Raw genomic sequence first — 11,281 nt, forward strand, 5'->3', positions numbered from 1 at the left:
ATCAACCTTCCCAACCGGCTTGGTAGAGCTTGCCGTTGACCTTGTCCAGGGTAGCGCGCACGACGGGCGAGTGCTGGTAGATGTCGATGAACTTGGCCAGGCGCGGATCGTCTTTGCTCTGCGGCTTGATCACGAACTGGATGACGTATTCCGGATGATCAAGACCGTCAAAGAGAATCGCCGATTCGGCATCGAATGTTTTCGACAGGCGAATATAGGCCGGGTAGCCCTGAACCAGATCAGCGTCGTCATAGGCGCGAACCAGTTGCACGGCCTCTACCTGAATGATCTTTATTTTCTTCGGGTTGGCAACGATGTCTTCTTCGGTTGCCTTGTAACCCACGCCTTGCTTGAGGGTGATCAAGCCAGCCTTGGCCAGCAGTTGCAGACCACGACCGCTGTTGATCGGGTCGTTGGCGATGGCGACTGTGGCGCCGGTTGGCAGTTCATCGAAGCTTTTGTACTTCTTGGAATACAAGCCGACGTTGTTGATGATCCCCGGCGCGTACGGCACCAGATCAAACCCGGCGGCTTCTTTGGCGTTGGTCAGAAACGGGATGTGCTGGAAATAGTTCACGTCGATATCGCCCGCCGCGAGGCTGACGTTAGGTGCGATCCAGTCGGTGAATTCCACCAGCTCGACCTTCAGGCCTTGCTTGGCCGCTTCCTGAACTGCGGCTTCGAGCGGAATGGCGAACGCCGCGGTAGTGCCGACCTTAAGCGGCGCGTCGGCGGCATGGGCGGTGAGGGTCAACAGGCTCAAGGCCAGGGTGCTGATGAGTTTTTTCATGGTGAGTGTCCGGTGTGTTGCAGGGGTTAGTTGTGTTGTTTGTTTGGTTTGATCGCATTCCATTGTGGGAGCGAGGCTTGCCTGCGATTGGGTTTCCAGGCCATCGCGGGCAAGCACCGCTCCCACAGGTTTCGCGCCATTCAGTGGGACCGGTAACTCGCTCCGACATGCCGCTCTGGCAACCGCGCGCCGCCCTCTGGAAACAGCTTTTCTCGTAGGCTGCCGGTGTCGTAAGCGGTTTTGTACGAGCCTCGGCGTTGCAGCTCGGGGATGACCAGATCGATGAAGTCCACGTAGCTTTCCGGGGTGACGATGCGGGTCAGGTTGAAGCCGTCCAGACCGGTTTCTGCGATCCAGGATTCCAGTTCGTCCGCCACTTGCTCAGGCGAGCCAACCAGGGTGATATAGCGTCCGCCCAGCGCGTGTTGGTCGAGCAGTTTTTGCCGGGTCCAGTCGTTGTTCTTGAGGTTCTTGGTCGCTGATTGAATGGCGTTGCTCTTCACGTACTGAATAGGCTCATCCAGCTCGTATTGAGAGAAGTCGATGCCGGTTGAGGCGGCAAAATGCGCGACACCGGCCTCGGCGCTGGCGAATTCGCGATACTCCGCAAGCTTGGCCTGCGCCTCGGTTTCGGTCTTGCCGACGATCACGTTCAGGCCCATGAATACTTTGATGTCTTGCGGGTTACGGCCAGCCGCTACGGCGCTGGCGCGGACTTTGTTCACTTGTTCCCGGGTCGCGGCCTTGTTCTGGCCGCTGATGAACACGCACTCGGCATGTTGCCCGGCGAACTGCAGGCCGCGCTCCGAGCTGCCCGCCTGAAACAGCACCGGCGTGCGCTGGGTGGACGGTTCGCACAGGTGATACCCCTCGACCTGATAGAACTCGCCTTTGTGGCTGACCTTGTGAACCTTGTCCGGCTTGGCGTACACCCGCTGCTCACGGTCGTTGATGACCGCATCGTCTTCCCAACTGCCTTCCCAGAGCTTGTAGAGCACCTGCAGGTATTCGTCGGCCTGATCGTAGCGCCGGTCATGCTCGACTTGCTCAGTCAGGCCCATGGCCCGTGCAGCGCTGTCCAGATAACCGGTGACGATGTTCCAGCCCACCCGGCCACGGCTCAGATGATCGAGCGTCGACATGCGTCGGGCGAACAGATAAGGCGCTTCGTAAGTCAGGTTGGCGGTCAGGCCGAAGCCGAGGTTTTTGGTCACTGCGGCCATGGCCGAGACCAGTAACAGCGGATCGTTGACCGGCAACTGGATGGACTCTTTGAGGGGCACATCCACCGAGTTCTGATAGATGTCATACACGCCGACGATATCGGCGATGAACAAACCGTCAAACAGACCGCGCTCCAGCAATTGCGCCAGTTCGGTCCAGTATTCAATGGTTTTGTACTGCGTGGAGTTGTCCCGTGGATGGGTCCACAAACCGTGATTGATGTGGCCAATGCAGTTCATGTTGAAGGCATTGAGCAGGATCTTTTTCTTCGCCATCAGATCGTCCCCCGCAGCGGAGGATTTTTGTCATTCAGGTAGTAATTGCCGATGGCGTGGTACTTCCAGCGAACCGGGTCATGCAAGGTGTGGACGCGAGCGTTGCGCCAGTGCCGGTCCAACCCATGTTCGGCCAGGGTTGCCTGGCTGCCAGCCAGTTCGAACAGCGTGCTGCCAGCGGCGAGGGAAATTTCGGTGCTAATGGCACGGGCTTCGGCAACGGCGATTGACGCGGCGGCCACGGTCTCGGCGTTGCTATCGGCCTGAGCGATATCCAGATGTTCCCCGGCGCGATCCAGCAGCGCTTCGGCGGCATACAACCGAATGCTCAATCTGCCAAAGCTGCTCAGCGTCAGCGGGTCATCTACGGCTTTTTCTATGCCGGAGTCGATCCATGGGCGCGTGCGCGTCCGAACGAAATGCAGGGCGTCCTCGAAGGCTGCGCGGGCGATGCCGGTGTCGATGGCCGCGTGAAGAATCTGTGCCAATGGCCCAACGGTGGTGGGCCGTTCAAAAGCGCTCTGGAAGGGCACGACATCGGCAGCGTCCACATAGACGTTCTCAAAGACTACCGACCCGCTGCCAGTGGTGCGCTGACCGAAGCCGCTCCAGTCGTCGATCACTGTAAGACCTTCACTGTCAGCGGGTACGAAAGCCAGCTGTTGAATACCGTTTTCGTCGATGACTGACGTAGGAATACGCTGTGCGTAAAGCGCGCCAGTGGAGTAAAACTTACGGCCGTTGATGCGATAGCCTTCGCCGTCGCGACTCAGGCGAGTGGTGCGGTCGTGGGCGGTTTTGGTACCCAGTTCGGCCAGCGCATTACCGAAACGCAAACCTGCCAAGGCTTCGGCATATAGGCGTTTTTGCTGTTCAGGACTGCCGTTAATGCGCAGCACTTCCAGTGCGTAGAAATGGTTCTGGGGGATTTGTCCCAAAGACCCATCCGCTTCGGCGATCAGGCGGATAACTTTTGCCAGCGTGACGTTCGACACGCCCGCGCCGCCAAAGGCCTTGGGCACGCTGATGCCCCACAGGCCGGAAGCACTGAAGAGGTCCAGTTCGGCATGGGGTAGCCGACGCTGCTGATCACGTACCGTGCTTTCGCGTTTGAAGTGCGTGGCCAGTTCCTGGGCAATGTGCAGGGCTTGCTCATCGTTTTCGATAAGTGCAGCACGGTCCCGTAGTGGGGAATGCAAACTCATGACGCTGTACTCCAGTGGTCTGGTTTAAATCCACGAATGGCGGGCAGGCAAGGTGCCGTTGAGGTGCCACGCGCCGACAGCGTGGTATTTCCAGCGCACGGGGTCATGGAGGGTGTGCACGCGAGCATTGCGCCAGTGCCGGTCGAGGTTGAACTCGGCCAGGGTGGCGCGGCTGCCCGCCAGTTCGAACAATTTTTCGCTGGCCAGTAGGGACACTTCAGTGGTGAGCACTTTGGCGCGAGCCACGGCTATCGAGGCGCGGGCAGCGGCGTACTCGTCGATGGGGCTGGCGTTGACCTCATCGAGGACTTTCGCAGCTTCGCGCAGCAGCGCCTCAGCCGCATGCAGTTCCAGCTTGAGTTTGCCTATATCAGCGATCACATAAAGATCATCACTGGCGCGCTCTACTTGTGCATCAACCCACGGCCGCGAGCGTTCACGGACAAACGCAATGGTGTCGTCGATCGCGCCACGGGCAATGCCTGCGTCGATCGCTGCCTGGATCAGTTGCGAGACTGCGCCCTGAATATTGGGTGTCAGCGACAGTCGCCAGTTTTCGATTACGTGTTCGGCGTCTACCGGTACGTTGTCGAGTAACACGGTGCCACTCGCCGTGGTGCGTTGGCCGAAACCAGACCAGTCATCGACGATGCGCAGGCCAGCGCTGCCGCGTGGCACAAAGGCCATGATTTGCTGCCCTTGATCGTTCAGCGCCTTGACTGCCACCCAGTGGGCGAACAATGCCCCGGTGGAATAGAACTTCTGGCCGTTGATGACCAGGCGTCCGTTTTGATGAGTGATGCGCGCCTTGAGCTCCAGGGTATTTTTGGTGCCTCGCTCGGGCCCGGCATTACCGATGCGCCAGCCGTCGAGCACGCTTTTCAACAAGGTCTTTTTCTGTTGCTCGTTAGCGCTGCCCAGCAACAGGTGAATGATGCCGAACTGGTTCTGTGGGATTTGGCCCAAGGCGGGATCAGCCGCAGAAATGATTTTGAAAACTTCAGCGATGGTGACGAACGAGACCTGCGGACCGCCGTATGCGCAAGGGATGGAAATACTGCCCAGCCCGCTACGAGTGAACGCTTCTATCTGCGACCAGGGGAGGTGGCGTTGCGCATCACGCTCTGCAGCGTTTAAACGCGCTTGCGCAGCCAGCGCATGAGCCGCGTCTATGGCCTGGGCGTCATTCTGTAATATCCGCGCAGGATGCAGCGGCGGTGCGATGTCCGAACCGTATTCGATCAAGGGGGTGTGAGACGTTGAAACGACCATTCAAACCTCGCAGAAACGCCCTTGCAGAGAGCGAGAAAAAAACACGATGTCCGGTGGTCCGGTGCATATACCCTAAAGCGACAAAAAAATTAAATATACGAATATTTTGGAATAAGCATAGAAGACGAACAGCTCGGCTGTTCAGGCGGTTTGTGCGTAGGTCAGGCATGATCCGAGCAGCACGATGAGAATGCAGATTTTGACAGGTTTACTGACGTTCATAAGAGCGGTCCTGAGTAGTGAAAGGTCACTCAGAAAGCCTAGTCAGGCGACGGGGTATTTAATTAAGGAAGTTGTAGGCAAGTATGCAAAGTTTTGTAGGAATAATCTTGAGAGATCCTTGTTTGTGAGCGAGTTGGCGTTTTGTATGACGTCAGCCAATACGCGAAGTTACAGGCACTTCGCATATTGGCATGGCCCAAAAAGTGTTCAGTCATACCCGATATGATTATCCAGGGTGCTGACGCTGATTTCTCGCGGTGGGGCCCATCGAGAGTTATTGCCGACTCGATCAATAACGCAATAAGTCACCTCCAGTTTCGGTTCATCACCGGCCTCGCGAATCAACGTAGCGGGTACGAGCAGTTTGATGGGTTTACCGACGTTGTCTGCGTCGAGTGGCTCCAGATCCATGCGGACATCGCCCCAGCGCAGGGTGATTTCATCGCAGGGAGCCATATTCAGGTAGGGTTCAATCGACAGCGGCAGGCCTTTTCTGACATCGCTGGTGAACAGCCCATTGCGGATGACGGTCTCTGGCAGTGGGACCGGCGCGAGTCCTTGGTTCTCCTCGCAACTGTCATTGATCAACAGGCCTCCGGGCATGTCCAGCTTCACCCTGAGCCTGCGGCAGGGTGAGTTGATGGGCATGCCGCCGATCTTCATAAGCCGGTAGTAGGTCTTGATCGTGCCGCTTTGCAGAAAGCTTTCCGGTACGCGCAGGACCATGGTGTAGCCAACGTCGGTCCCATCCAGAACTTTCGAAGCAACGTAATGACCACCCCAGAATAGCTCGATCAGATCGCCTGCTTCCATGTCCGGATAGGGATCAATATTGACCAGCAGATGCGCGGCTGCACGGATGCCGACGCCATGCCTGTGGGCTTGCGGGACGTAAGGTGGGAACAGTTTTTGACTGCCTGGTTTGCCGTTAGTGTGAGTCATGTCTGAGTGCCCGTGATCATTGAATGGGTTATTGTTAGTTGTAACAAAATCATTAATCGAATCATTGAGAGTTTCCCTGAGTTCAGCCTGTAGATAGTTAACGTATAGTTCGGGCTTATGGGAAGCATTACAAAGTGTCGAGAAAACCCGCTTGCAACTGCCTTAGGGTATTGGGCGTTTCTATTGTTCTTGAGCTAATGTGGTTTGCGCTTAACTGTCAAGGTGCGGATGAGTTGAATGTTAGTTGTGCGAATAAATAAGATTATTCCTACATGCTTTATACGAACTGTTGACCGAGGCGGCTTGGTCGGTCCTACTTGCCGAAATACAAGGTTATGTTTGCCGCAGAGAAAAACCTGCTAGCTGACAAGGCAGGCAAAAGCCGCCACAAGCCCAAGCCACCCCGTCAATCTGATTGAGGGGAGTCAAGGCGGGGGCTACGTTCGGCTTTTTTGATGATTTTTTCGGTGATGTCACGAGTAGATCAACGGGTAGTTTGATCTATTGATTGATGAACAAATGTAAGGTGAATAGAAACAGCGCCAGAGGGCGCTGGTTTCCGGGCATTACTCTGTAGGATCAGGTGCGGCTTCGCTCCAGAAACTGCCTCGTTCTTTCTTCACGAGGGTTTTCGAACAGCTCTTTCGCATCACCCTGTTCAACGATTACGCCTTTGTCGATAAACACCACGCGGTTAGCAACGTCCCGGGCGAAGTTCATTTCATGGGTGACGATGACCATCGTGCGGTTTTCTTCCGCCAGAGCGCGAATGGCCGTGAGCACCTCGCCCACCAGTTCCGGGTCCAGCGCAGAGGTAGGCTCATCAAACAGGATCACCTCAGGCTCCATAGCCAGCGCACGGGCGATGGCCACGCGCTGCTGTTGGCCGCCGGACAAACGCCGTGGGTAGGCGTCTTCCTTTCCTGCCAGGCCTACTTTGGCCAGCAATTGCCGACCCAATTCTGTCGCCTTTTCAAGCGGCACCTTCTTGACCACCACCGGACCTTCGATCACGTTTTCCAGCGCGGTGCGGTGTGGGAACAGATTGAAGTTCTGGAATACAAAACCGACGTGCTGGCGCAATTCACGGATCAGGTTCTGTTGCTTGCTCAGGGGGCGGTTGCTGTCGATTTCTATGTTACCCACGACGATCTTGCCGCTGGTGGGCTCTTCGAGAAAATTCAGGCAGCGCAGCAGGGTGGTTTTACCCGACCCGCTGGGGCCGATGATCGCCACGACCTCGCCCGCCTCAACCTTCAGGTCGATGCCTTTGAGCACTTGCTGACCCTTGAATTCCTTGGTGAGTTTTTCAACCACGATCATGCTTCAAGACTCCACATCATGGCGGTTGACTCTCTCTTCCAGACGGTTCTGCAGGTACGAAAGCGCCGTGGCCAGGATCCAGTAGATCAAGGCGGCCGCCAGGTACATGGTGAAAATTTCGAAGGTACGGGCGGTAATCAGTTGTGCCTGACGGAACAGCTCCGGCACCTGAATAGTGGCCGCCAGCGCGGTGTCTTTGACCAGTGAGATAAAGCTGTTACCCAGTGGCGGCAACGCAGTGCGGGCAGCTTGAGGCAGAATGGCCCGGCGCATGATTTGCGCACGGGTCATACCGATACTCGCACCAGCCTCCCATTGGCCGCGATCAACCGAGGCGATGGCAGCGCGCAGGATTTCACAGGCATACGCACCCATGTTCAGCGAGAAACCGATCAGCGCAGCGGTCAGCGGGTCCAGTTCGATGCCCAGTTCCGGCAAGCCGTAATAGATCATGAACAGTTGAACCAGCAACGGCGTGCCGCGAAAGAACGACACGTAAACCCGGGCGATGCCGCGCAGCAGCATCAGCGGTGACAAGCGCATGAGCGCCAGCCCGAAGCCCAGCAGCAGGCCGAAAAACATGCCGCCCAGGCTCAGGAATATCGTGTAGTACGCGCCCTTTATGAGAAAGGGCGCGGAGTCCAGCGCAAGCTTCAGACCCTCTTCAATCATTTGGTCACATCAGCCTGAAAGTACTTCTGCGACAGCTTGGCGAGAGTGCCGTCAGCGCGCAGTTTGTCGATGGCCTTGTTGATGGCTGCAACCAGTTCAGGCTCGCCTTTACGGATGGCAATGCCGGATTCCTGACGGGAGAAAGGTTCGCCGGAAACAGCCAGGCTGTCTTTGGTTTTGGCGATCAGTTCCAGTGCGGCCAGACGGTCAACCAGAATGGCGTCGATGCGACCTACACGCAGGTCCTGATATTTGGTCGGATCATCGTCGTAGGTTTTGACGATGGCGGCCGGCACGTTTTCTTTCAGCCATTGCTCATAGTTGGTGCCCAGGCCAACGCCCACTTTGGCGCCTTTGAGGTCGGCTGCTGTTTTGAACTTGTCGGCGTCTTTCTTCTGCACCAGCGCCTGGATACCGGAGATGGTGTAAGGCTCGGAGAAGTCATACTTCTTCTTGCGCTCTTCAGAGATGGTGACCTGGTTGACCACTACGTCCAGACGCTTGGACTCCAGAGCGGCGAGAATGCCTGCCCATGGAGTAGCTTGCAGTTGCACCTTGACGCCCAGCTCTTTGGCCAGCGCTTCGGAGAACTCGACTTCGAAACCGGTCAGCTTGCCGCTTTCATCCTGGAAGCTGAACGGAGGGTAAGTACCCTCAAGGCCGACCTTGATGGTGCCGGCTTTTTTGATCTGATCCAGTTGCTCGCCAGCAACGGCCTGACCCAATAGGCTGGAACCGAGCACCAGCCCCAGAGTAGAAAGCAGAACGGTACGTCGAATGGCAGAAATAATCATGACTAGCCCCATTTAAGTTGTTTGGTTTCAGGCAAGAATCGGACCTGACGAACGCTACGTTGGCAACGAATGTTTATCCAGCTTTTTCAGCGCTTCGATCCGTGCTGGCGGGGATCATAGAAGCAGCTGGTTATGGTTCAAAATAACTAAAAACCTGATTCATATTCGATTTTTGAATAATCAATCGCGTGCTTGTAGGAGCTGCGTCAAGCTTCAGTTTTCAAGCAAACACACCCGGATAAGCAAACAGCGCAGGCGCACCACCGGTGTGCAGGAAAATCAACGGGCCGTCATCAAAACGTCCACGGCCGATGCCATCCAATAGCCCGGCCATGGCTTTACCGGTGTAGACCGGGTCCAGCAACAGACCTTCATGGCTAGCCACAAGTTTTATGGCTGACAGAGTGCCGGCATTCGGTTCGCCATAACGCGGGCCGAAATACTCGTCCCATAGCTCCACGTTAAAAGCGTCGGGCAATGCTACGCCCAACAACTCAGCGGTGCGTTCAGCCAGGCTTTGCACTTTCGGCCGCTGAGTCTCTTCAGGGCGCGAAACCGTTACACCGATCACGGGCAACTGCGGCAAGGCTTCAGCCAAGGCAAGGGCCAGCCCGCTATGAGTCCCGGCGCTACCGGAGGCCAGCACGACGGCGGCGAAATCCAGCCCGGTCTGCTTTATCTGCTCGGCCAACTCATAGCCGGCACGTACATAGCCCAACGCGCCGACAGGGCTGGAGCCGCCAATCGGCACCAGATAAGGCTTTTTGCCGCTGGCACGCAGGCGTGCTGCCAAGGCATGCAGCTGTTCGTCAGCGTTGTCGAGGTTTTCTACCATCTCGACCTTGGCGTCGAACAAGTCCAGCAACAGCCGATTGCCGTTGTGCAGGTAACTGCTGTCTTCAGTGGCGATCGGGTTTTCCAGCAACGCCACACAGCCCAGACCCAGACGGGCGGCCAGGGCAGCGGTCTGACGCACATGATTGGACTGAATCGCGCCAGCTGTAATCAGCGTATCGGCACCTTGCGCGAGCGCATCGGCGGCGAGGTATTCCAGCTTGCGAACCTTGTTGCCACCTAAGGCCAGCGTCGTGGTGTCATCACGCTTGATATAGATGTCGCGGCCCGCCCAGACCGACAGGCGCTCCAGTTTTTCCAGTGCGGTCGGGGCACCGATCAAGTCCAGGCGATTAAATTGAGCGAGCTGTTGTTTGATCATGAGAATAGGTAAGCCGTGCAAAGAGTCGCAGGACTATAAGCAGACCCTTCCTACAGGGCAACTTCTCACTGCTTATGCCCTCAGAGGAGAAGGCCTACTCAAATAGTTATTTTTTTGCCTGAAATGTTTGCCGTAGAGTGGCCGTATAAGCGGCCAGCGCTATAAAGGCCGTACCCTGAACCGAGGAGAAGTCAGCGTGAGTGATATTCCAGAGGCGCCCGCCGAAGGCCGATCCAGTCACTGGCAGCTGCAGCAGATCGTCAGTGAACTGCGTACTGCGCGTGATGATTGGCGAGCGCGTAACAAACGCGTCAGCGGCGAACACGGCGGTCGCGAGTTGCCCTCGCGCGCCGCTATGCGCGACATTCTTGAAGCGCTGTGCGGGGCGCTGTTCCCGATGCGTCTGGGGCCGGTGGACCTTCGCGAAGAGAGTGAGGATTTCTACGTCGGACATACTCTCGACGTGGCGCTTAACGCGCTGCTGGCTCAGGCTCGACTGGAACTGCGCTACGTGGCGCATCAACGCTCTGAAGACGTTCGTGCGCTCGACAAGCAGGCGCTGGACCTGATTCAGGGTTTTGCCCGTGCCTTGCCGCAGATGCGCACGCTGCTCGACAGTGACGTGCTCGCCGCTTATCACGGCGACCCGGCGGCCCGCAGCGTTGACGAAGTGCTGCTGTGCTATCCCGGTATTCTCGCTGTCATCCACCACCGCATCGCCCATCATCTGTATCGCGCAGGTCTGCCATTGCTGGCGCGGATCAGTTCGGAAATCGCCCATTCCGCCACCGGTATCGACATCCACCCTGGCGCGCAGATTGGCCCGAGCTTCTTCATCGATCACGGCACAGGCGTTGTCATCGGCGAAACCGCCATCATTGGCGAGCGAGTGCGCATCTACCAGGCCGTCACCCTGGGCGCCAAACGCTTTCCGGCGGACGAAGACGGCCAACTGCAAAAAGGCCACGCCCGCCACCCGATCGTCGAAGACGACGTCGTCATCTACGCTGGCGCGACGATTCTCGGTCGTATCACGATTGGTAAAGGTTCGACTATTGGCGGCAATGTCTGGCTGACGCGCAGCGTGCCAGCGGGTTGCAACCTGACACAGGCGAATTTGTTGCAGCAGGATGATGGGAGTCAGAAGTAGCTGTCGGCCTGTGATTGTTCTATCGGGAGTTAATAGGGATAAATCCTACGGATGCTGCTAGCAGCATCCGACTTCTTGTTACCGCGTGTTAGTGCAAAGTCCTGCCTTTTACTCAGGCCAAGGACTCGCCCATGTTCAACCCCGCCAATCGCGCCTCGTTCACGCTGGAAATCGCCGGGTTTGAGCATGACCTGAG

10 protein-coding genes are annotated in these 11,281 nt (G+C 57.0%); 1 reads left to right on the top strand and 9 read right to left on the bottom strand.

Annotated features, from left to right (window positions below; genetic code table 11):
* Position 1: 1 nt before the first annotated feature.
* The 9 genes from EE949_RS28865 to EE949_RS28905 form a co-directional block, all read right to left on the bottom strand.
* A complete protein-coding gene (locus EE949_RS28865; RefSeq protein ID WP_122667395.1) occupies positions 2-790 on the bottom strand; it encodes a MetQ/NlpA family ABC transporter substrate-binding protein in 789 nt (262 codons plus the stop codon).
* A gap of 140 nt (positions 791-930) precedes the next feature.
* The gene (locus EE949_RS28870) at positions 931-2,289 is read right to left on the bottom strand and encodes an LLM class flavin-dependent oxidoreductase (RefSeq protein WP_122667396.1); all 1,359 of its coding nucleotides are present in this window, start codon (positions 2,287-2,289) and stop codon (positions 931-933) included.
* Positions 2,289-3,494, bottom strand: a complete 1,206-nt coding sequence (locus tag EE949_RS28875) for an SfnB family sulfur acquisition oxidoreductase (protein ID WP_122667397.1) — start codon at positions 3,492-3,494, stop codon at positions 2,289-2,291. The genes EE949_RS28870 and EE949_RS28875 overlap by 1 nt, the downstream gene beginning before the upstream one ends.
* 24 nt (positions 3,495-3,518) lie before the next feature.
* Positions 3,519-4,766 (bottom strand): SfnB family sulfur acquisition oxidoreductase, encoded by a 1,248-nt coding sequence (locus EE949_RS28880; protein WP_122667398.1) that lies wholly within the window; start codon positions 4,764-4,766, stop codon positions 3,519-3,521.
* A gap of 429 nt (positions 4,767-5,195) precedes the next feature.
* Positions 5,196-5,930, bottom strand: a complete 735-nt coding sequence (locus EE949_RS28885) for a hypothetical protein (RefSeq protein WP_122667399.1) — start codon at positions 5,928-5,930, stop codon at positions 5,196-5,198.
* A gap of 579 nt (positions 5,931-6,509) precedes the next feature.
* Positions 6,510-7,253: an L-cystine ABC transporter ATP-binding protein TcyN gene (gene tcyN, locus EE949_RS28890; RefSeq protein WP_122667400.1), complete on the bottom strand. Its 744-nt coding sequence runs from the start codon at positions 7,251-7,253 to the stop codon at positions 6,510-6,512.
* A 3-nt stretch (positions 7,254-7,256) separates the two neighbouring features.
* Positions 7,257-7,925 (bottom strand): cystine ABC transporter permease, encoded by a 669-nt coding sequence (tcyL, locus tag EE949_RS28895; RefSeq protein WP_027899902.1) that lies wholly within the window; start codon positions 7,923-7,925, stop codon positions 7,257-7,259.
* Positions 7,922-8,719, bottom strand: coding sequence for a cystine ABC transporter substrate-binding protein (gene tcyJ, locus EE949_RS28900; protein ID WP_122667401.1), 798 nt, complete (start codon positions 8,717-8,719; stop codon positions 7,922-7,924). The genes tcyL and tcyJ overlap by 4 nt, the downstream gene beginning before the upstream one ends.
* A gap of 220 nt (positions 8,720-8,939) precedes the next feature.
* Positions 8,940-9,935 carry a D-cysteine desulfhydrase gene (locus tag EE949_RS28905; RefSeq protein WP_122667402.1) on the bottom strand — a complete coding sequence of 332 codons (996 nt, stop codon included), beginning with the start codon at positions 9,933-9,935 and terminating at the stop codon, positions 8,940-8,942.
* A gap of 196 nt (positions 9,936-10,131) precedes the next feature.
* Between EE949_RS28905 and epsC the strand changes: the two genes are divergently transcribed.
* Entirely contained in the window at positions 10,132-11,085 is a 954-nt protein-coding gene (gene epsC, locus EE949_RS28910; protein ID WP_122667403.1) for a serine O-acetyltransferase EpsC, read from the top strand.
* Positions 11,086-11,281: the final 196 nt, after the last annotated feature.

This window comes from Pseudomonas viridiflava (genome assembly GCF_900602065.1).
Lineage (GTDB): Bacteria > Pseudomonadota > Gammaproteobacteria > Pseudomonadales > Pseudomonadaceae > Aquipseudomonas.

Excerpts from the sequence above, each read along its gene's own strand:
- EE949_RS28865 (WP_122667395.1), bottom strand. The coding sequence starts at position 790 with ATGAAAAAACTCATCAGCACCCTGGCCTTGAGCCTGTTGACCCTCACC.
- EE949_RS28870 (WP_122667396.1), bottom strand. The coding sequence starts at position 2,289 with ATGGCGAAGAAAAAGATCCTGCTCAATGCCTTCAACATGAACTGCATT.
- EE949_RS28875 (WP_122667397.1), bottom strand. The coding sequence starts at position 3,494 with ATGAGTTTGCATTCCCCACTACGGGACCGTGCTGCACTTATCGAAAAC.
- EE949_RS28880 (WP_122667398.1), bottom strand. The coding sequence starts at position 4,766 with ATGGTCGTTTCAACGTCTCACACCCCCTTGATCGAATACGGTTCGGAC.
- EE949_RS28885 (WP_122667399.1), bottom strand. The coding sequence starts at position 5,930 with ATGACTCACACTAACGGCAAACCAGGCAGTCAAAAACTGTTCCCACCT.
- tcyN (WP_122667400.1), bottom strand. The coding sequence starts at position 7,253 with ATGATCGTGGTTGAAAAACTCACCAAGGAATTCAAGGGTCAGCAAGTG.
- tcyL (WP_027899902.1), bottom strand. The coding sequence starts at position 7,925 with ATGATTGAAGAGGGTCTGAAGCTTGCGCTGGACTCCGCGCCCTTTCTC.
- tcyJ (WP_122667401.1), bottom strand. The coding sequence starts at position 8,719 with ATGATTATTTCTGCCATTCGACGTACCGTTCTGCTTTCTACTCTGGGG.
- EE949_RS28905 (WP_122667402.1), bottom strand. The coding sequence starts at position 9,935 with ATGATCAAACAACAGCTCGCTCAATTTAATCGCCTGGACTTGATCGGT.